This is a genomic window from Streptomyces celluloflavus (assembly GCA_000720995.1).
In the GTDB taxonomy this organism is placed as follows: domain Bacteria; phylum Actinomycetota; class Actinomycetes; order Streptomycetales; family Streptomycetaceae; genus Streptomyces; species Streptomyces celluloflavus.
In genome coordinates, this window is sequence record JOEL01000001.1 from 39,303 (window position 1) to 59,342 (window position 20,040).

General features: G+C 72.1%; 16 protein-coding genes. 5 read left to right on the forward strand and 11 right to left on the reverse strand.

Annotation, left to right across the window (positions count from 1 at the left end):
- Positions 1 to 64 precede the first annotated feature (64 nt).
- From lysX to IH09_RS00190, 3 genes are all read right to left on the reverse strand, one after another.
- The gene (gene lysX, locus IH09_RS00180) at positions 65 to 3,379 is read right to left on the reverse strand and encodes a bifunctional lysylphosphatidylglycerol synthetase/lysine--tRNA ligase LysX (RefSeq protein ID WP_052853137.1); all 3,315 of its coding nucleotides are present in this window, start codon (positions 3,377 to 3,379) and stop codon (positions 65 to 67) included.
- 26 nt (positions 3,380 to 3,405) lie between these two features.
- The gene (locus IH09_RS00185) at positions 3,406 to 4,551 is read right to left on the reverse strand and encodes a L,D-transpeptidase (protein WP_240150962.1); all 1,146 of its coding nucleotides are present in this window, start codon (positions 4,549 to 4,551) and stop codon (positions 3,406 to 3,408) included.
- Between the two features lie 203 nt (positions 4,552 to 4,754).
- Positions 4,755 to 5,513: a YwiC-like family protein gene (locus tag IH09_RS00190; RefSeq protein WP_052853139.1), complete on the reverse strand. Its 759-nt coding sequence runs from the start codon at positions 5,511 to 5,513 to the stop codon at positions 4,755 to 4,757.
- Positions 5,514 to 5,681: 168 nt separating this feature from the next.
- Between IH09_RS00190 and IH09_RS00195 the strand changes: the two genes are divergently transcribed.
- From IH09_RS00195 to IH09_RS00210, 4 genes are all read left to right on the forward strand, one after another.
- Positions 5,682 to 6,866, forward strand: a complete 1,185-nt coding sequence (locus IH09_RS00195; protein WP_052853140.1) for a TIGR04053 family radical SAM/SPASM domain-containing protein — start codon at positions 5,682 to 5,684, stop codon at positions 6,864 to 6,866.
- Positions 6,867 to 6,922: 56 nt separating this feature from the next.
- Positions 6,923 to 8,386 carry a protoporphyrinogen oxidase gene (hemG, locus tag IH09_RS00200; RefSeq protein WP_318279355.1) on the forward strand — a complete coding sequence of 488 codons (1,464 nt, stop codon included), beginning with the start codon at positions 6,923 to 6,925 and terminating at the stop codon, positions 8,384 to 8,386.
- A gap of 111 nt (positions 8,387 to 8,497) precedes the next feature.
- Positions 8,498 to 8,692 carry a hypothetical protein gene (locus IH09_RS00205; protein ID WP_052853141.1) on the forward strand — a complete coding sequence of 65 codons (195 nt, stop codon included), beginning with the start codon at positions 8,498 to 8,500 and terminating at the stop codon, positions 8,690 to 8,692.
- Complete coding sequence (locus IH09_RS00210) at positions 8,689 to 9,900, forward strand: MFS transporter (protein ID WP_052853142.1); 1,212 nt, start codon at positions 8,689 to 8,691, stop codon at positions 9,898 to 9,900. The genes IH09_RS00205 and IH09_RS00210 overlap by 4 nt, the downstream gene beginning before the upstream one ends.
- A 58-nt stretch (positions 9,901 to 9,958) precedes the next feature.
- On the opposite strand, the gene IH09_RS00215 is transcribed toward IH09_RS00210, so the two are convergent.
- From IH09_RS00215 to IH09_RS00240, 6 genes are all read right to left on the reverse strand, one after another.
- The gene (locus IH09_RS00215) at positions 9,959 to 11,206 is read right to left on the reverse strand and encodes a phosphodiester glycosidase family protein (protein WP_052853143.1); all 1,248 of its coding nucleotides are present in this window, start codon (positions 11,204 to 11,206) and stop codon (positions 9,959 to 9,961) included.
- 146 nt (positions 11,207 to 11,352) lie between these two features.
- Positions 11,353 to 11,880: a hypothetical protein gene (locus tag IH09_RS00220; RefSeq protein WP_052853144.1), complete on the reverse strand. Its 528-nt coding sequence runs from the start codon at positions 11,878 to 11,880 to the stop codon at positions 11,353 to 11,355.
- A 70-nt stretch (positions 11,881 to 11,950) separates the two neighbouring features.
- A complete protein-coding gene (locus IH09_RS00225; protein ID WP_052853145.1) occupies positions 11,951 to 12,565 on the reverse strand; it encodes an N-acetylmuramoyl-L-alanine amidase in 615 nt (204 codons plus the stop codon).
- 235 nt (positions 12,566 to 12,800) lie between these two features.
- A complete protein-coding gene (locus tag IH09_RS00230; protein WP_052853146.1) occupies positions 12,801 to 14,216 on the reverse strand; it encodes a family 2B encapsulin nanocompartment shell protein in 1,416 nt (471 codons plus the stop codon).
- A gap of 125 nt (positions 14,217 to 14,341) precedes the next feature.
- Positions 14,342 to 15,754: a family 2B encapsulin nanocompartment shell protein gene (locus IH09_RS00235; protein WP_110951959.1), complete on the reverse strand. Its 1,413-nt coding sequence runs from the start codon at positions 15,752 to 15,754 to the stop codon at positions 14,342 to 14,344.
- A 328-nt stretch (positions 15,755 to 16,082) separates the two neighbouring features.
- A complete protein-coding gene (locus IH09_RS00240) occupies positions 16,083 to 17,048 on the reverse strand; it encodes an acetylxylan esterase (RefSeq protein ID WP_052853148.1) in 966 nt (321 codons plus the stop codon).
- Positions 17,049 to 17,195: 147 nt separating this feature from the next.
- On the opposite strand from IH09_RS00240, the gene IH09_RS00245 reads away from it, so the two are divergent.
- On the forward strand, positions 17,196 to 18,050 hold the full coding sequence (locus IH09_RS00245; protein WP_052853149.1) for a hypothetical protein: 855 nt from the start codon (positions 17,196 to 17,198) through the stop codon (positions 18,048 to 18,050).
- A gap of 39 nt (positions 18,051 to 18,089) precedes the next feature.
- On the opposite strand, the gene mmuM is transcribed toward IH09_RS00245, so the two are convergent.
- Both mmuM and IH09_RS00255 read right to left on the reverse strand, forming a co-directional pair.
- Positions 18,090 to 19,010, reverse strand: a complete 921-nt coding sequence (mmuM, locus tag IH09_RS00250) for a homocysteine S-methyltransferase (protein ID WP_052853150.1) — start codon at positions 19,008 to 19,010, stop codon at positions 18,090 to 18,092.
- A 39-nt stretch (positions 19,011 to 19,049) separates the two neighbouring features.
- On the reverse strand, positions 19,050 to 19,922 hold the full coding sequence (locus tag IH09_RS00255) for a YceI family protein (RefSeq protein ID WP_052853151.1): 873 nt from the start codon (positions 19,920 to 19,922) through the stop codon (positions 19,050 to 19,052).
- Positions 19,923 to 20,040 lie beyond the last annotated feature (118 nt).

Sequence of the window (20,040 nt, forward strand, 5' to 3'; positions counted from 1 at the left end):
CCGAACGGCCGCAGGGCCACCCCGTCGTGGGGTGGCCCTGCGGCAGACGTCCGCCGACGCGCGGTCAGCGGCGCCGTACCAGCGGGAACGGCAGCGTCTCGCGGATCGACAGCCCGGTGAGGAACATGACCAGCCGGTCCACGCCGATCCCCAGGCCACCGGTCGGCGGCATCGCATATTCGAGGGCCTGCAGGAAGTCCTCGTCCAGCTCCATCGCCTCCGGGTCGCCGCCGGCCGCCAGCAGCGACTGCGCGGTGAGCCGGCGCCGCTGCTCCACCGGGTCGGTCAGCTCCGAGTAGGCGGTGCCCAGCTCGGTGCCGAACGCCACCAGGTCCCAGCGCTCGGCGAGCCGCGGGTCCACCCGGTGCTGCCGGGTCAGCGGGGAGACATCGGTGGGGAAGTCCTTGTAGAACGTCGGCAGCGTCGTCTTCTCCTCCACCAGCCGCTCGTACATCTCCAGCACGACGTCACCGCGGCCCATCTCCGGCTTCACCGGCACCCCCGAGGCGTGGCACAGCCGGCGCAGCACCGTCGGATCGGTGTCCGCGTCGACCTCCTCGCCGAGCGCCTCGGAGATCGCGCCGTAGACGGTCTTCACCGGCCAGATCCCCGAGATGTCGTGCTCGACCAGCCGCCCGTCGCGGTCCGCCTTGCGGGCGGTGGCGCTGCCGAACGCGGCGACGGCCGCCCCCTGGATCAGCTCCCGGGTCAGGTCCAGCATCACGTCGTAGTCGGCGAACGCCTGGTACGCCTCCAGCATCGTGAACTCGGGGTTGTGCTTGTAGGAGATGCCCTCGTTGCGGAACGTCCGCCCCATCTCGAAGACCTTCTCCATACCGCCCACGCAGAGCCGCTTGAGATACAGCTCCGGTGCGATGCGCAGATACAGATCGAGGTCGTAGGCGTTGATATGGGTCTGGAACGGGCGGGCGTTGGCGCCGCCGTGGATCTGCTGGAGCATCGGCGTCTCGACCTCCAGATAGCCGCGGTCGATCAGCCCCTGGCGCAGCGCCTGTACGGCCGTGCTGCGGGCCCGCAGGGTGTCGCGCGCGTCCGGCGAGACGACCAGGTCCACATAGCGCTGACGGACCTTGGCCTCCGGGTCGGACAGCCCGCGGCGCTTGTCCGGCAGCGGGCGCAGGCACTTGGCCGTCAGCCGCCACCGGGAGACGAACACCGTCAGCTCACCGCGTTCGCTGGTGCCGACCTCGCCCTCGGCCTCGACATGGTCACCGAGGTCCACATCGGCGCCGAAGCGCTCCAGCGCCTCGTCGCCGCTGCCGTCCCGGGTCAGTGCGATCTGGAGATCGCCCGACCAGTCCCGCAGCACCGCGAAGAGCACACCGCCGTGGTCACGGGTGAGCAGCACCCGCCCGGCGACGGTGACGTTCTTGCCGGTACGGACCCCGCTCGCCAGGCCCGGGTACTCGTCGCGGACCTCGCCGAGGGTGTGCGTGCGCTGGACGCCCACCGGATACGGGTCGGTGCCGGCCTCCCGCAGCCGCTCCAGCTTGCGGTGGCGCACCCGCACCTGCTCGGGCAGCGCGGCCAGTTCCCGGTCCCGCTGCTCCTCCGCGGTGGCCGGTGCGTGGACCAGGCCCAGTTCGTGCAGGGACGGCAGACCCACGGTGCTGGCCGGGGCCAGCATCCGCTTCTTGTGGCCCTTGCCCCACAGCTTGCCCAGGCTCGGTACGGCCACGAAGCCCTCGGCGATTCCGGAGGCCATGCCGATCCGGGCCAGCGCACCGCCGTCCGCGTAGCACAGGAAGCGCGGGTACCACTCGGGGTTGTACTTCGCGTTCGAGCGGTAGAGGGCCTCCAGCTGCCACCACTTGGAGAAGAACAGCAGCAGCCGGCGCCAGAACTTCAGGACCGGACCGGCGCCGATCCGGGCGCCCTCCTCGAAGGCGGACCGGAAGACGGCGAAGTTCAGCGAGATCCGGTGCACCCCGAGCTGCCCGGCCTGGCCGCACAGTTCGGCGACCATGAACTCCATGACGCCGTTGGGCGCGGTGCGGTCGCGGCGCATCACGTCCAGCGAGATGCCGTCCTTGCCCCACGGCACGAAGGACAGCAGGGCGATCATCTTGCCGTCGCCGTCGAACGCCTCGGCCAGCAGGCAGTCGCCGTCCGCCGGGTCGCCGAGCCGGTCCAGCGCCATCGAGAAGCCGCGCTCGGTCTCGGTGTCCCGCCAGGCGTCCGCCCGGTGGATGACTTCCTGCATCTCCGCGTCGGAGAGCGCGGAGTGCCGGCGTACCCGGAACGTGGCGCCGGTGCGCTGCACGCGGTTGACGGCCTGCCGGGTCACCCGCATCTCGCGGCCGTCCAGGTCGAAGTCGTGGACGTGCAGGATCGCCTCGTCGCCGAGTTGCAGCGCGCCGAGGCCGCAGCGGGCGAACGCCTTGGCGCCGTCCTCGCTCGCGCCCATCACGGCGGGCTGCCAGCCGTAGCGTCCGGCGACCTCCAGCCAGGCTTCGATGGCCGGTGTCCACGCCTCCCGGTCGCCGACCGGGTCACCGCTGGCCAGGCAGACACCGGCCTCGACGCGGTAGGTGACAGCGGCCTTGCCGCTGGGGGAGAAGACCACGGCCTTGTCCCGGCGGGTGGCGAAGTAGCCCAGCGAGTCCTGGTTGCCGTAGCGGGCGAGCAGCGCCCGGATCCGGGCCTCTTCGTCGCCGTGCAGCGCGGCCTCCATGCGCTGCGAGCGGAACAGCGTGGCCGCGGCGTTCAGCAGCGCCAGTGCGCCGAACAGCCCGAGCACGGTCATGATCCAGTGCGGCGGGTGCCCCTCGACGAAGCGGCCGCCGACCAGCCCGCCGCAGACGCGGTTGGCCGCCCACAGCAGGCGGTTGCCGCCGCCGCGCTCCAGCGAGCCGGGGAAGAGCGACACCAGTCCCCAGCCGATCATCACCGCGGCCGCCAGCCCGGCGGCCAGTACCAGCGTGGCCCGCAGGAACGCGCCGCGCCGGGTGATCGCGTAGAACTCGCGGTGCGAGACGAGCAGCAGGATCAGCGCCCCGCCGCACAGCACCACGGAGAACGCGAACTCCCAGTAGCCCGCGGCCAGGAACAGTGCGTCCGCGAGGACGACCAGCGCCATGTAGGCCACGACGAACCACAGGGCGACCCGTTTGCGCGCGGTCATCGCCGCGGCCAACAGGAAGAGGAACGCCGCGTACGCGAAGTTCGGCGCCACCGGGATGGTGAGGGTGTCCAGCCAGTAGATCACCGGTTGGAGCCCGCGCCGCAGCGGTCCGATCAGTGCTGTCAGGGCACAGAAAAGCCCCAGCACGCTGAAGATGATGGCGAAGCCATTGGGGACACGGCGCCGGAGGCGCCGCCACCCCGTGAGTTGATCCTGGTCCTGCACGGTGCTCATTCCGTCACATTAGGCTCTGAAGGGGGTCAGCTGTTTGACGAGAGGGCGCTGTATTTCTGCCACCGGGACCAGTCGACCGCCCAGTCGCCGATCCCGTTGTTCCGGTCGGCCTCGCCGCGCACGGAGGAGCCGGTGACCTCGAACGGGTCACCGACCTGGACCTTGCCGTACAGCCAGTCCGCGTCCGCGTCGGTCAGGCCGATGCAGCCGGCGCTGGCGTTGACCCGGCCGACCTTGTCCGCGTTCCAGGGCGCGGCGTGCGCGTACGTCCCGGAGTCGGTGAGCTTCATCGCGTCCCGGACCGTCCGGTGGTAACTGTCGCCCAGCCCCACGGTCTCGGAGTTCATATCGATGGTGCCCTCCTTCGCCATCAGCGGGAAGGTGCCCGTCCAGGTGGCATGGTCGCCGTCCGGTCTGCCCGCCGAGACGGGAATCCTTCTGGTCTCCTCGCCGTCCTCGACGAACGACAGGTACCTGCGGTCCAGGTCGACCTTGATCACCTGGCTGCGGCCGATGGTGAAGTGGAGATCGTAGTCCTTGCCGAAGTAGCGGCCGCCGCCGGAGTCCACGCCGTTCAGCTCGGCCCGGAGGCCGACCTCGGTGCCCGGCTTCCAGTACGTCTCGGGCCGCCAGTCGACGCGGTCCTTGCCGGAGTAGTCCTTGACCCAGCCCCACGATCCGGTCGTGCCGTTGTCGGTGGTGACCTTCAGCCGGCGTTCGACCGCGGCCCGGTCGGTCACCGGGAAGTCGAAGGTGATCATGATGGGCTGGGCGACGCCGACCGTGGCGCCCTGCGAGCCGGGGCTCAGCACCAGCTTGTTGAGCAGGTCCGCGGCGGCCGTGGTCAGCGACTCCTTGGCCTCGCCGGTGCCGCCCTGGGCGTTCTTCGTCCGGGCGAGGACGGAGTACTTGGTGTCCGGCGCGGTCTTCGCCCGGGACGTCCAGACGGTGCCGCCGGCCCCGAGGGTGCCGGCCAGCTGCCGGCCCTTGGGGTCGGCCACCGTCACCTCGGTGAGGACCCCGCCGTGCGCCGTGACCTTCAGCCGGTCGCCGGCCTGCACCGTACGGGTGCCGCTCGCCGCTCCCAGGTCCACCTGCACCGGGGGGCCCTTGGGCGCCGATGCCGCGATCCCGCCGCACGCGGTGAGCGCACCGACGCTGACCAACGGCATCAGGGCCAGCGCGACATACCGCGACCGGACACGCCGGAACGGGCGGGCAGAGGGGGGCTGACGCATGGAGGGGGCTTTCCGTCGGCGACGCGAGAGGCGTGGGGCGATGTCGGTCGCTAAGACGGTTGATCCCGGACTCCCGTTGCGGGGGGTGACGTGATACACGCCACGTTGTGCCGGGGGCGCCGGGAATGCCGGGGGCGCTACGGAAGGGCCGCCAGGGAGGCGAGCAGCAGCGCCGAGCAGAGCACTTCGAGCGCGCCGACCACCCCGACGCGCACCCCGCGGGCGGGCAGTGTCACGGCCCGTACGAAGAAGAGCGTGAAGACCGGCGCCAGCCAGGGGTCCATCGTGGTCGCGACGACGACCGCGACACCGTGATAAACGGCCGAGGCGACGCGATAGGGACGGCTCGCACGCTCCCGGATCATGGTTTTCACATAGAGAATCGTGCCGGTGAAATACAGCAGACAGGCCACCGTGGCCGTCCAGACCGTGGAATCCAGCGCACCGCTTCCCAACCGGTAGGAAACGAGCAGCATGCCGCAGGCGGGGATCACCGCGACAATTCCGTTGAGCAGTGAACGTTCATTATTGCGGTACGCGTGGAACATATTGACCGCGAAGAACGGCACCGCGCACAGGGCCGCGACCAGCAGCCAGGGCCGGCCGGCGGCGAGCGGTGCGCCGAGCGCCGCACACGCCGCGCCGAAACCGGCCAGCGGCGCGAGATGGCGGCGCGGCGCCCGCGGATTACGGGACAGCCGGCGCAGCCGGACGTACTGCTGGGCGTGGTGGGCCGTGCCGTACGCGAGCAGCCAGACGGGCAGCAGCAGCGCGTGCCGGGCGGTGAATCCGCCCAGCAGGCCACCCGCCAGGAACGGTACGACGAGCATGGCCCAGGCGCCGTGCTGCTGGGGTATCCAGCGGCGGAGGGCGCGCCGCGCCGGCGAGATGGTCATGCCCCCGAATATAGACCGGACGATAAGAGAAAAAATAAGTCCGAAAGACCCGGACCTAAGTCCCGGAAATCCGGGGCGATATACCCGGTGAAGGGCGCCGGTGACGCAATTTCGGCGGCGTACAGTGCGAATGTTCCGAATTGCCGCAGCGACCTGTGGAGCCGTTTCGTGCCGAATAACCGCCTGGTCCGCCGCCCCCGCCACGACGTCGCCGAACGGCCCTTCATCGTCATCTGGGAGGCCACCCGGGCCTGCCCGCTGGCCTGCGCGCACTGCCGGGCCGAGGCGCAGACCGCCCGGCACCCCGGCGAACTCGGCACCGCGGACGCCCGCGCCGTCATGGACCAGATCGCCGCCTTCGGGCGCCCGAGCCCACTCTTCGTGATCACCGGAGGCGACCCGTTCCAGCGCCCCGACCTGAACGAACTCGTGCGGTACGGAACGGGGTTGGGGCTGCGCGTCGCCGTCTCGCCGTCCGGCACCCCCACCCTCACCCGCGACCGCCTCGCCGCGGTCCGGGACGCCGGCGCGATCGCCCTCTCGCTCAGCCTCGACGGTTCCACCGCCGCACTGCACGACAGCTTCCGCGGCGTCCCGGGCGTCTACGGCTGGACCCTGGACGCCTGGCGGACCGCCCGCGAACTCGGCCTCAAGGTGCAGATCAACACCACCGTCACCCGCCACAACCTCACCGACCTGGCCGATGTCGTCCGGCTGGTGCGCGACGAGGGCGCGATGCTGTGGAGCGCCTTCCTCCTCGTCCCCACCGGCCGCGGGCAGCAGCTCGCCGCGCTGTGCGCCACCGAGGTCGAGGACGTCCTGAACTTCGTCCACGACGCGGGCGCGGTGATCGCCGCCAAGACCACCGAGGGGCACCACTTCCGCCGGGTCGCCCTCCAGCGGGCCGTCCTGGACACCCTCGGTGAGGACCCGGCAGCCACCCTCGGGCTCGGCGGTCTCTACCGTCTGCTCACGGACCGGGCGGCGGAGCTGGGGCTGGACGCCGGCCGGGTACGGCGCCCGCCGATGGACGTCGGCTCCGGCCGCGGCTTCGTCTTCATCTCGCACACCGGCACCGTGCACCCCAGCGGCTTCCTGCCGCTGGACGCGGGCAACGTCAAGGACCGCCCACTCACCGAGATCTACCGCACCTCCGCGCTCTTCACGGCGCTGCGCGACCCGGCGCGACTCGGCGGCGCCTGCGGCGCCTGCGAGTTCCGCACCGTCTGCGGCGGCTCCCGGTCGCGCGCCTATGGCATCACCGGCGACCCGCTCGCCGCCGACCCGTGGTGCTCCTACCGGCCGGGCAGCTTCCCGCACCAGGACCGGCTGGCCGAGCTGCTCCCCACCTGAGACGCGCCCCCGTCCGGTCATCCGTCCTCCGCATCCCCCCTTGTCAGGAGCGCACTGTGAGCACCACGCCCGGTATACCGAAGACCGCCGCCACCCCGCGCCCGCCCCGGCACGCCGTGGTGATCGGCGGCGGGATCGCCGGCCTGGCCGCCGCCTGGCAGCTGCGCGAAACGGCCCCGGACGCGCTCCGCGTCACCGTCCTGGAGAGCGCGGACCGCGTCGGCGGCAAACTCTCCACCCGGACCCTCGCCGGCACCGTCCTCGACGACGGCTGCGAGTCGATGATGTCGCTGCGCCCCGAGGTGGTGCGGCTGGCCGAGGCGGTCGGCCTCGGCGGCGAGCTGCTGCCGCCCGCCGCCGCGCCCACCACCGTCTGGACCCGCGGCGCGCTGCGCGCCCTGCCGCCGGGCCATGTCATGGGCGTACCGACCGACCCCGACGCGCTGGCCGCGACCGGACTGCTCTCCGCCGCCGGCGTCGACCGGCTCCGGCGGGAGCCCGCGCTGCCGGCCGTGCCCGTGGTGGGCGACATCACCGTCGGCCGCTATCTCACCGACCGGCTCGGCCCGGAGACCGTCGACCGGATCGTCGAACCGCTGCTCGGCGGCATCTACGCCGGCCGCACCGAACTGCTCTCACTCGAAGCGGTGATGCCCCGGCTCCTGCCGTTCGCCCGCCGCGGTACCTCCCTCCTCGACGGGCTGCGCGCCGCCCGGCGGGACGCCCCGCAGGGCCCGCCGCCGCAGGTCGTCACCGGTCTGCGCGGCGGTGTGGGCCGGCTGCCCGCCGCCGTCGCCGCGTCCCTGGCCGGCAGCCGCGACGCGGAGATCCGCACCGGCACCCGCGTCGTCTCCCTGTGGCGCAGCGACCGGGGCTGGCACATCCTCGCCGAGACCGGTCAGGGCCCACTGGAACTCATCGCCGACGCCGTGGTGCTGGCACTGCCCGCGCACCCCGCCGGCCGGCTGCTCGCCCCGCACGCGCCCGCCGTGGCCGGTGAACTGTCCGGCTACGGCTACGCCGCCACCGCCGTCGTCACCCTCGCCTTCGACCGGCGTACGCTGCCCGCCGTCCCGCGCGGCAACGGCTTCCTCGTCCCGCCCGTCGACGGCCGCACCGTCAAGGCCGCCACCTTCACCAGCAACAAATGGAGTGCGGTGGCCGAGGCCGATCCGGGCACCTTCCACCTGCGCACCTCCATCGGCCGGTTCGGGGCGGCCGAGGACCTGGCGCGGTCCGACGACGAACTGGTCCGCCGCTCGCTGGCCGACCTGGGCGACGCGCTCGGCGGCCCGCTCGGCGATCCGTCCGACGCCGCCGTCACCCACTGGCCCGACGGGCTGCCGCAGTACACCGTCGGCCACCAGGAGCGCGTCGCCCGCATCCGGTCCGGGATGGCGCACCTCCCCGGCCTGGCCGTCTGCGGTGCCGCGTACGACGGAGTCGGGGTCGCGGCGTGCGTCGCGAGCGGGCAGCGGGCGGCGGCCGAGGTCCTGACGGCGGTCGACGCGGGCCGGTGACCCGCAGTGATCACCTGATCGGAGTACCCGGAGTCGAACCGCATATACCGCGAAATACGCCAAACTGGCCGCCCCCTGCCGCCTGATCAGGCGGCGTCGAGGAGGTGTGCCATGGTGATCTCCCTCTCGGTCATCCTCTTGCTGGTGATCTTGACTGTCATTTTCCTGCGCGGCGGAAAGCTCAAGCTCTCGCACGCCCTGGTCTGCGTGCTGCTCGGCTTCTACCTCGCGAGCAGCAGCTTCGCACCGGACATCCACAACGGTCTGGGCAGTGTCGCGGATGCGGTGAGCAGCGTGCGCCCGTGACCCTGTCGGCCTTCCGGAACCTCCTGCTCGCCACCATCGGTTTCGCCGTGACCTTCTGGGCGTGGAACCTCATCTCCCCGCTCGGCAACGACTTCCGGACCAGCCTGGGCCTGACCCACTTCGAGGAGTCGGCGCTGGTGGCCGTGCCGGTACTGGTCGGCTCGCTGGGCCGGGTGCCGGTCGGCGCGCTCACCGACCGCTACGGCGCCCGGGTGATGTTCCCGCTGATCTCCGCGCTCACCGTCATCCCCGTGCTGCTGCTCATCCCCGCCAAGTCCTACCCCGCGCTGCTCGTCGTCGGATTCCTGCTCGGCCTGGGCGGCACCACGTTCGCCATCGGCATCCCGCTCGTCAACGGCTGGTTCCCGCCCGGTAAACGCGGTCTGGCGCTGGGCGTCTTCGGTATGGGCATGGGTGGCGTCGCCCTCTCCGGCTATCTGACCCCGCGCATCCACCGGTACGACGAGAACCTCCCGTACCTCGTCGTCGCCATCGTGCTGGCCGCCTACGCGGTGTGCGCCGCGCTGCTGATCAACGACAACCCGGACCGGCCGGTCCCGCAGTCCTCCCTCGGCACCCGGCTGGGCCAGGCCGGCCGGCTCCGGGTCACCTGGGAACTGGCCGCGCTGTACGCGATCGGCTTCGGCGGCATCGTCGCGTTCGGCGTCTATCTGCCGACGTACCTGGAGAACGCCTACCACCTGGACACCACCGACGCGGGCACCAAAACGGCCGGATTCGCGGTGGTCGCCGTCATCTTCCGGCCCATCGGCGGCTGGCTCTCGGACCGGGTGCACCCGGCGGTGGTCACCGCCTGGGCGTTCGGCGGGGTCGCGGTGCTCGCCGTCGTCCAGGCATTCGGACCGGCGCTGAACCCCACCGGAACGATCGCCTTGCTGCTCATGGCGGCCGGCCTGGGCGCTTCCAGCGGCTCGGTCTTCGCGCTGGTCTCGCGGGTGACGCCGCAGGCCCAGGTCGGCAGCGTCACCGGCATCGTCGGCGCCATCGGCGGCCTCGGCGGCTTCGTACCGCCGCTCCTGATGGGAGCGGTCTACAGCGGTACGGGGTCCTACTCCATCGGCCTCATGCTGCTCTCCGACCTCGCCCTGGCCGGCTGTGTCTACGCCGCCGGCCGGATGCGCACCGTGGGCACCACCCCCATCGACACCACCGCCCCCACCCGCACCGGCGGTGCCTTCCCCGCATGACCTCGCCCGCCGGTCGTCCGCCGGCCTGCCAGCAGGATCTGGACGGCCCGAAGGCCGGTCAGGAGGACCGCGAGGAGAAGACCCCGATGCCGTTCGCGACCGGCCGCTCCGCACCGCCCGACGGATGGTTGCGCACCGTCACCTGCCGGCTGTCCGGGTCGCGGGTGACCAGCGTGGCCGACCCGCCGCCGTCCAGATCGACCGCCTCCCGCGCGCCCAACTCGCCCATCAGAAGGGCCAGTTCGCGCACCGTAAGACCGGCCTGACCGGCCGCCCCGTCCAACGAGAGCAGATAGAGCACCCGGCCGCCGGGCCCGAACCCGGCCGCGGTGCGCACCGCGACGGCGTCCGTGTCGAGACCGTCCACCGGCCGCGCGTCCCGCAGGACCGGGAAACCGCCGATCGCGAACCGCAGCGGACCGGCCCCCCGGCTCACGAGGCGGTGGCCGACCCCGACCGGATCGCCCGGACGTAGCCTGCGCAGTTGCCGGGCCCCCTCCTCCCGGCCCACCAGCACCACGCTCCCCGCGGCGACCCCGCCGCCGCCCGGCCGCTGTGCGAGCGCCGTCACCCGGCCGTGCCGGACGGTCACCTCGGCGGTCTCCGTACTGCACGGCGCCGCCCGGTCGGTGTCCGTACCGCAGGTGGCGCGCACCCGCGAGGCGGGGCCCCACCGTTCGGTGTACGCGCCGATGCCGTTCACCGGCAGCGCGAAGAGATTGAGCCCGCGCAGTGGCAGCGGCCCCCGGGCGGTCAGCACCGCACCGCGCAGCGTGAGCCGGTCGAGCCGCGCCCGGCGGTCGTAGCCGACACCGATGACGTCCTCGGTGGACGCGCCCGGCGGCAGGGCCGGGCCGAACCGCTGCCCGTCGGGCACCGCGCTCTTGAGCACCCGCCCGGCGGCGATCTCCGGTCCGTCCGGGGCGCCGGTCACCTCCACACCGGGGTGCTGGACCTCGACGATATGGAAGAAGTCTCCGTTGACGGCGCCCACCGCGCCCTGCGCGGCGGCCAGGCGGGACACCGGCGCCCGCGCGCCGACCACCCCCGGATGGAGCAGATCCACCGTGACCCGCGGATCGGCCAGATCGACCGTCAGCAGATGGCCGAGCACCGTGCCGCGCGGCACCGTCAGCCGGAATTCGCCGTACGTCACACCGGGCGCCACCGGCACCGCGGCCGCCCGGCGCAAGGTCTCGCCCGCGGCGGTGGCCGGTGCCCCGCCCGCCAGCGCGCCGCCGGCCAGCACCCCCCACGCCACCAGAACTGTCAGCACCGCGCGAACCCGGCCGAATCGCTGCCTCACGAGTCCCCCTGACGTCCCGCCAACTGTCCCATGTGCCCGGGGCGTTCACCACGAGCCGAAGTCGACGGGAATCCGTACATCCGCTGTACGGCGCCGTACGGGACGCCGCGCCCGGCGCGGGCGTCGCCGCGGGTGCGCCGCCCGCGCTACGGCAGGTGTCCGGCGGACCCGGCGTGCGCGGGCCCCGGGCCGTACGGCTCCGGCGGGCACTGGGCGCGCAGCTCGTCGAGTACCCGGCGCAGGTCCCCGGCCGGTACGGACGGCAGCAGCATGGCCACCGCCGTCAGCAGCCGGCCGAGGACGAACGTGGTGTCGGGGGTGGTGCGGACCAGGGCCCGTACCGCCTCGACATCGCCGTCCCGGAGCCCTTCGAGCAGCGTCACCACCCCGGGCGCCGCCGCCTCGTCGGTCTCCACCCAGCCCGGCTCGCCGGGTGTTTTGCGGGCCAGATGGTGCAGGACTCGGTCGGCGACATCGCTGCGGTACGCCTTGCGCACCGCCTCGTTGGCGACCCAGGCGAGAGCCGAGACCAGGTCCCGGCTCTCCTCTGCGGACATCTCCTCGGGGAGTGCCTCGTCGAACGCCTGCTGGTTGCCGTGCCGGAAGGCCAGGAGAAGGCGGCCCGCCTTGGCCTTCGCCGCAGCGACACTGATGTCTGATATCTCGCCACTCACCCGTAAAGCTTAAAGGTGCGGCATGTGTCCCCGCAGGTACGGTACGGCCCCGGCGTCACTTGGCGGTCTGTCAGGAGTCCTCGATGACCAGCCGCATATAGCGGGCCCAGTCCCAGTACTCGCCGGGGTCGGTGTGGTCGGTGCCGGGCACCTCGGCATGGCCGATGATGTGCTCGCGGTCCTTGGGGATGCCGTAGCGCTCGCAGATGGCGGCGGTCAGCCGTGCGGACTGCCGGTACAGCGCGTCGGTGAACCACTTCGGCTCGTCGATCCAGCCCTCGTGCTCGATGCCGATGCTGTGGGTGTTGTAGTCCCAGTTGCCGGCGTGCCAGGCGATATTGCGTTCGCTCACGCACTGGGCGAGGTAGCCGTCGGCGGACCGTACGACATAGTGGGCGGCCGCCTGGTGTGCGGGGTCCTGGAAGAGCCGGAGGGTGTCGGTGTACGTCTCCTGGGTCACATGCACCACGACCATCTCGATCGGGTACTGGGCCGGACGGTCGGCTTCGGTGTAGTTGGCGGGGCTGGCCGCGGACCAGTGGACGGGCGGATACGCCGCGAGGCCCGGCCCGGCGGGGCGCGCGGCCGCGCGGGCGGTGGCGAGCGGGGTGAGGGCGGCGGCCGCGGCGAGCGCGGCGGCGCCGGTGAGCAGCTGTCGGCGGGCGGGGTGGTGGCCGGACTCCATGGGAACTCCTGGCATGGTCAGATTTCGTCGCGTACATGTCACGCAGCTGTGGTGCGTTCATCATGCGCAACAGGGCGCGGCCTGCCAAGGGAATGGCCGATCCGTCAATGGCTTGACCAAAGATGGAACAATGCAGGTCAGAAGTGGGAAACAAATGATCGGACGTCACCCGGGTGCCGCGACCGGCCCCAAGACCGGGGACGGCGGCGGCACCCGGGCCCGGCCCGGTCGCCGGTCAGCGGCCGATCTCTACGTCCTCCAGGATGCCCAGCGCGTCCGGTACCAGCACCGCCGCCGAATAGTAGGCACTGACCAGGTACTTGATGACGGCTTGGTCATTGATGCCCATGAAGCGCACCGACAGCCCCGGCCGGTACTCGTCCGGGATGCCGGTCTGGTGCAGGCCGACCACACCCTGGTTCTCCTCGCCGACGCGCAGCGCGAGCACCGAACTGGTCTGGTCCGGGCGGACCGGGATCTTGTTGCACGGCAGCAGCGGGATACCCCGCCAGGCCCGCACCACCGTCTCGTCGATCTCCGCATGGGTGGGATAGATGCCCCGCGCGTTCCACTCCCGCCCGATGGCCGCGATCGTGCGCGGATGCGCCAGCAGGAACTGGGTCTTGCGGCGCCGGGACACCAGCTCGTCCAGATCGTCCGGGGTCGGCGGGCCGCTCCGGGGGTGGATGCGCTGGGTGAGGTCGGCGTTGTGCAGCAGCCCGAACTCGCGGTTGTTGACCAGCTCGTGCTCCTGGCGCTCGCGCAGCGCCTCGATGGTCAGCCGCAGCTGCTGGTCCAACTGGTTCATCGGGTCGTTGTAGAGGTCCGCGACCCGCGAGTGAATCTTCAGCACGGTCTGCGCGACGCTCAGTTCGTACTCGCGCGGCTCCCGCTCGTAGTCGACGAAGGTGCCCGGCAGCGACGGTTCGCCGACATGGCCCGCGGCCACGTCGATGGCCGCCTCGCCGTGCTTGTTCCGGGCGGGCGCGAGCGCGGCGCGGTAGGTGTCGAGATGCCCGCGCAGCGCCGCCGACCGGGCCAGCACCTCCTCGTACGCACCGCGCGGCAGCGTCAGGGCGGTCACCCGGGTCGCGGCCCGGACGGAGTGCTCCCACACCGTGTCCGGCGCCAGCAGCACCGCCTCGCCGACGGTGTCACCGCCGGCCAGCACACCGACCACGGTCTCGTCGCCGTACTTGCCGGCGGTGAGCCGGTCGAGCCTGCCGTGCGCGATCAGGATGACCCGGTCGGCCGGCCGGCCCTGCTCGGTGAGGAGGTCACCGGGCGCGTACTCCTGCTGGACGAACCGGTCGGCCAGCGCCTCCAGCGTCGCGGCGTCCTCGAAGCCGTACAGCGGCGCCATCTCCCGCAGCTCCGCCGGGATCACCCGTACGTCCGGGCCCTGCGTGACGAACTCCACCCGGCCGTCGCCGAGGGTGTGCGTCAGCCGGCGGTTGACGCGGTAGGTGCCGCCGGACACCTGCGTCCACGGCAGGACGCGCAGCAGCCAGCGGGAGGAGATGCCCTGCATCTGCGGCGCGGTCTTGGTCGTCGTCGCCAACTGGCGGGCCGCCGTGGTGTCCAGGCTCGAACGGTCCTGCTCGACGCCGGCCGGCTGCGGGGCGGACGTCGGATCCACCGATGTGGTCATGGAGAAAGTTCACCTGTTCCGAGGAGCATGTGCGGTGTCTGTATGTATGTGTCGTGTCCGCGGGCGATACGGGACACGGGATATGCGCGGCGTACGCGGGCGCCGCCGCGCGGGCCGCGGCCCGGTCAGCGGCCGATTTCCACGTCTTCGAGGACGCCGAGCGCGTCGGGCACCAGAATGGCCGCCGAATAGTAGGCGCTGACCAGGTAATTGATGACGGCGCGTTCGTCGACGCCCATGAAACGCACCGAAAGGCTCGGCTCGTATTCATCGGGAATTCCGCTGCGGTGCAGGCCGACCACGCCCTGGTTCTCCTCGCCGGTGCGCAGCAGCAGAACGGAACTCGTCCGCTCCTTCGTCACCGGGATCTTGTTGCAGGGGAAGATGGGCACACCGCGCCAGGACGGCAGTGAATGGCCCTGGAATTCGACCGCCGCCGGATACAGGCCGCGGGCGCTGCACTCCCGGCCGATCGCCGCGATCGTCTTCGGATGGGCCAGCAGAAAGCCCGGGTCCTTCCAGACCGTCGCGAGCAGTTCGTCGAGATCGTCGGGGGTGGGCGGACCGCTGCGCGGACGGATGCGCTGGGTGAGGTCGGCGTTGTGCAGCAGCCCGAACTCCCGGTTGTTGACCAGCTCGTGCTCCTGGCGCTCGCGCAGCGCCTGGACGGTCAGCCGGAGCTGCTCCTCGACCTGGTTCATCGGGTCGCTGTAGAGGTCGCCGACCCGGGTGTGGGTGCGCAGCACGGTCTGCGCGACGCTGAGTTCGTACTCGCGCGGCGCCCGGTCGTAGTCGACGAACGTGCTGGGGAGGGCGGGTTCGCCGTGGTGTCCGGAGGCGACGGAGACCGCCGATTCCCCGCTCGCGTTCGCCGGCCGGGCGGGGCCTTGGCCGGCCGTCGCGAGGTGTGCGCGCAGTTCGGGGGAGCGGTCGATGACCTCCTGGGCGGCCGGCCGGGGCAGCTCCAGGGTGGTCACCCGCGTCACCGCCCGGTAGCCGAACTGCCCGCGCGCATCCGGGGCGGTGAGCGGTTCGTCGCCGAGGTGGTCGCCGCCGGCCAGCGCGGCGAGCACGGTCTCGTCGCCGTACTTGCCGGTGCCGAGCCGGTCCACCCGGCCGTGGACGATCAGCACCAGCCGGTCCCCGGGCGCGCCCGCCTCGGCGATCAGCTCGCCGGGGGCGTAGTCGTGCCGGACGAACCGCTCGCCGAGCGCCCTCAGCACCGCGGTATCGGTGACCTCCCGCAGCGCGGGCAGTTCGCGCAGTTCCTCGGGGATGATCGCGGCCTCGGTGCCGGTGATGTCGAAATCGATGCGCCCGTCGCCGACGGTGTACGCCAGCCGGCGGTTGACGCGATAGGTGCCACCGGCGACCTGCACCCAGGGCAGCAGCCGCAGCAGCCAGCGGGAGGTGATGCCCTGCATCTGCGGTGCGGTCTTGGTGGTGGTCGCCAGATTCCGCGCGGCGGTGGTGCTCAGACTCGACGCGGTAAGAGAGCCCTCAAGTTCTGGTAAAAACGATTCTTCACTAATCGTCATGGTGTGGTGCCTGTTGCCTATCTCTCCGAAGGGTGCGAGGCGGCCGGTGCGAGGTCCGCTCCTCGTGGCCTTCGAGGAGGTTCACCGACACGGATTCACCGACGGCCCGCCGGACCGAAGATAGGGCTATGAATTTACCTGCACAATCCCTCGATAGGGTGGCATGGAATTATCTATTGATGGAAAGGTTTAGCAGTTTTCGGGACGGGGCAGCGTGCCGGGGCGCCCGCCTCGGCCGCACCATCCGGGACGGCCCGTGGCGCACCGCCCGCGGACCGGCGGCCGCACCGCCCCGGTGCGCTCCATGGGCCGGGGCGGTGACGGCGGGTCAGCCGAACAGCTCGCGCAGGAACCGCAGCTCGGCCACCCGCTGCTCCCCGCCGCCCCCCTCATGGCCGTTGAACCGCCACACCCGAAGCTCCTTCTCGCCCGCGTAGTGGTGGTGCGCGGCGAAGACGGTGGACGGCGGCACGACCGCGTCCCGCAGCGCCACGCCGAAGAGTGCCGGGGCGCTCGCGCGGGCCGCGAAGTTCAGTCCGTCGAAGTGGTCCAGCGTCTCCAGGGCGGTGTCGACGCGGGTGCGCTCGCCCGCGAAGTAGCGCACGAGCTCGCCGTACGGGTCCGCGTCCGTGATGTCGAGCGCGCGCCGGATGTGCGACAGGAACGGCACGTCGAGCAGCGCGCCCGCCAGCCCGGGGACCAGGCCCGCCACCGCGAGGGCGGTCGCGCCGCCCTGGCTGCCGCCGGCGACCACTATCCGGTCGGCGTCCACCGCGGCGTGTCCGCGGGCCGCCTCCACGGCGCGCACGCCGTCGGTGAACAGCCGCCGGTAGTAGTAGTCATCCGGGTCGAGCAGACCCTGGGTCATTTTGCCGGGCACCCCGGGATGGGTGGCGGCGACCGGATCGGGGGTGTCGCCGGGCCGGTCGGGACCGCTCTGCCCGCGGGTGTCCATGACCAGCGTCGCGTACCCGGCGGAGGGCCACAGCAGCCAGTCGTGAGGCTTGAGCCGGCCACCGCCGTAGCCTATGTACTCCACCACGCACGGCAGCGGTCCGGCGGCCGCCCGCGGGACCAGGAACCAGCCGCGGATACGGTGCCCGCCGAAGCCGGAGAACTCCACGTCGTAGGTGCGCAGCAGGGTGAGCCCGGCATCGGTCTCGGTGAAGCGGGCGTCGAGGTCGTGGGAGCGCGCCTCGTCGAGGGTGCGCTGCCAGAAGGCGTCGAATCCGGCCGGTTCGGGACGCGGCGGACGGTAGGTGCGCAGCTCGTCCAGGGGAAGGTCGGTGAACAAGGAAAACCTCCGGGCCGTATGACGGTGTGCAAGGCGGTATGCCGACTGTGATCAACCGTGTTCGCCGGTCGGATATTTCGGTCCGGGATTGTTCCAGGTTGGTCACCGTGGCGCCCAAAGCTCCGTAAAGAAGCGATCATTTGTGCCATGAGCTTTCCTCCGCCTCCGTCCTCACCGCCGAACCAGCCCCCCCAAGGCAACCCGGGTGGCTTCGGCCCGCCGGCCGGCGGCTTCGGCCCCGGCCAGGGCCAGGGCCAGGGCGGTTACGGTCCGGGCGGCTACGGTCCCCCCGCCGGCAACCAGCCCCCCGGCAGTTTCGGCCCGCCCGCGGGCGGCTTCGGCCCCGGCGGCCCGGGAGGACCCGTCGGCGGCTGGCCGCCGCCCGGCCCGCCCGCCGGCGGCGGTGGCGGCAACGGCAAGACGATCGCGGCCATCATCGGCGGTGGCGTGATAGCGGTGGCCGCCGTCGTCGTCTTCGTGGTGATGTCGCAAGGCAGCGACCCCGGCAAGAACCAGGCGGGGCCCGAGCACACCGCCACCGGCGCCACACCGTCCGCGACGGACTCACCCACGCCCGCCGATCCCACGACACCGCCCGCGACGCCGACGGCGAGTACCGACATCGAGAGCATGATGCCGTCGCCCACCAACGGCAAGATCCCGTTCTTCCAGCTGAAGCCGGGCGACTGCTACAACCTCCCGGCGGGCGGTGGCGGCAACAACGACTCGGCCTCCTGCAACGGCGCGCACGACGCCGAGGTCGTCTCCACCCACCGGCTGGACACCGGCCTCACGAGCGAGGACGCCATCAAGGAGAAGGCGTCGGCGCTCTGCAAGAGCGACCTCCAGAGCAAGGCGGTCCGGCAGCCCGCCGGAACCGCCGAGGGCACCTACGTCCAGTTCCCCAACATGAGCGGCTACAAGCTCGGTATCAAGACCGTCAGTTGCAGTCTGACGGGCAACCGCACCGGCACCAAGAAGCTCACCAAGCCGCTCTCCTGAGCCCGACGCCGCCGGGGCCGACCCGGCCCCGGCGGTGCGTCAGCGCTCAAGGCCGGCCGCCAGCCCGGCGATGGCGGCCGGGCCCACCCGGCAGCAGCCGCCGATGAGCCGGGCACCCGCCGCCGCCCAGGCGGCGACCCGGTCGGCGCTGAACTCCGGACTGCCGCACCACGCCCGCGCCCCGGCGTCCCAGCTCTCCCCGCTGTTGGGATAGACCACCACCGGTTTGCCCGTGATCCGCGCGGCGAGCGGGACCGCCCGGTCCGCGTCCCGCGGCGTACAGCAGTTCACGCCGACCGCGATCACTTCCGCGGCCTCCGCGGCCAGCGCGAACGCCTCCGTCAGCGGCTGCCCGGCCCGGGTGCGGTCACCCGCGATGCTGTAGGAGAGGTAGGCCGGTACCTCCAGTCCGCGCACGGCGCGCAGCAGCGCACGGGCCTCGTCGGTGTCGGGCACCGTCTCCAGCGCCAGCACATCGGGCCGCGCGGCGGCCAGCACGGCCAGCCGCGGACGGTGGAACCGCTCCAGCTCCGCCACCGACAGCCCGTAGCGGCCGCGGTATTCGGAGCCGTCCGCGAGCATCGCGCCGTACGGACCGGCCGACGCGGCGACGTACAGCGGTGCGGCCACACCGCCGGCCCGTGCCCGCCGGGCCGCCTCGCGCGCCAGCTCCACACTGCGGCCGAGCAGCACCGCGGCGTCCCCGGCACCGATGCCGCGCCGCGCGAACCCCTCGAACGTCGCCTGGTAGCTGGCGGTGATCGCGACCTGCGCCCCGGCCTCGTAGTACGCCAGATGCGCCAGGACGACGGCCTCCGGGTCCTCGGCGAGCAGCCGGGCCGACCACAGGGTGTCGCTCAGGTCGTGCCCGGCGGACTCCAGCTGGTTGGACAGCCCGCCGTCGAGGACGACCGGTCCCGCGGCCAGGGCGTCGGCGAGCGACGGGGAGACGCTGACCACAGCTGCACCTCTTCCTCCGGCGGGTTCTCCCCGCCGCTCCTAGTCCTGCTGGACGGCCTGGATGTCCAGCTCGACCCGGATCGTAGCGCCGATCGCCGCGATGCCCCTGGCCAGCATCTTGCGCCAGTCCAGGGTGAAGTCCTCGCGGTGCAGTTCGGCGGCGGCCGTGCACGCGGTGCGGGTCTCGCCCCCCATGCCCGTACCGATGCCCAGATAGCGGGTGTCCAGCTGCACATTGCGGCTGACGCCGTGCAGATGCAGGACGCCCGGCACGGTCCAGCGGCTGCCGCCCTTGTGCACGAACCGCTCACCGGTGAACTGGAGCGTGGGGAACCGGGCCACGTCCAGGAACTCGGCGGAGCGCAGATGGTCGTCGCGCAGCTGCACGCCCGAATCGATGCTGGCCGCGTCGATGGTCACCTCGACCCGGGAGTCGCTCATCTGCTCGCCTATCCACAGCCCGCCCTCGAACCGGTTGAACCGGCCGTGGATCTCGGCCAGTCCGATGTGCCGGGCGGTGAAACGGATGGAGCTGTGGTCGGGGTCGAGCCGCCACCGGCCGGGGGCGGGCAGCTGCGGCGCGGGCGCCAGGTCCAGCGCGACCGGCCGCGGCGCCGTCCGCTCACCCGCCACGACCTCGGCGTCGAACCGCTCGGGTCGGAACCCGTCACAGGTGATCACGAGGTGGTACCCGGCCGGAGCCAGCGTCGCGGTCAGCCGCCCGTTCGGATCGGTCCGGCCGCGCATCACCTCCTGGCCCCCGGCGTCCCGGACCGAGACCTCGGCCCCGGCCATCGGCAGCCCGACGGGATCGTGGACGGCCAGATCCAGCGCCCCGGCACCACGAGGGAGGGGCGCCTGGGTGGCGTGCGGCGTACGGTCACGAAGGCGGTTCAGGAAGGCGAGCGCCATGGCAGGACGGGCCTCTCGGTCGATAGTGGGGGGATTCGGAGATTGGCGGGCAATCAACTCCATCCTGTCATTGGTCCAGACCGGGCTTGCAGTCGGCTGCCATGCCACGACGAAACGT

Excerpts from the sequence above, each read along its gene's own strand:
- IH09_RS00245 (WP_052853149.1), top strand. The coding sequence starts at position 17,196 with ATGAGCTTTCCTCCGCCTCCGTCCTCACCGCCGAACCAGCCCCCCCAA.
- IH09_RS00190 (WP_052853139.1), bottom strand. The coding sequence starts at position 5,513 with ATGACCATCTCGCCGGCGCGGCGCGCCCTCCGCCGCTGGATACCCCAG.
- lysX (WP_052853137.1), bottom strand. The coding sequence starts at position 3,379 with ATGAGCACCGTGCAGGACCAGGATCAACTCACGGGGTGGCGGCGCCTC.
- IH09_RS00235 (WP_110951959.1), bottom strand. The coding sequence starts at position 15,754 with ATGACGATTAGTGAAGAATCGTTTTTACCAGAACTTGAGGGCTCTCTT.
- IH09_RS00230 (WP_052853146.1), bottom strand. The coding sequence starts at position 14,216 with ATGACCACATCGGTGGATCCGACGTCCGCCCCGCAGCCGGCCGGCGTC.
- IH09_RS00185 (WP_240150962.1), bottom strand. The coding sequence starts at position 4,551 with ATGCCGTTGGTCAGCGTCGGTGCGCTCACCGCGTGCGGCGGGATCGCG.
- IH09_RS00255 (WP_052853151.1), bottom strand. The coding sequence starts at position 19,922 with ATGGCGCTCGCCTTCCTGAACCGCCTTCGTGACCGTACGCCGCACGCC.
- IH09_RS00205 (WP_052853141.1), top strand. The coding sequence starts at position 8,498 with ATGGTGATCTCCCTCTCGGTCATCCTCTTGCTGGTGATCTTGACTGTC.
- IH09_RS00225 (WP_052853145.1), bottom strand. The coding sequence starts at position 12,565 with ATGGAGTCCGGCCACCACCCCGCCCGCCGACAGCTGCTCACCGGCGCC.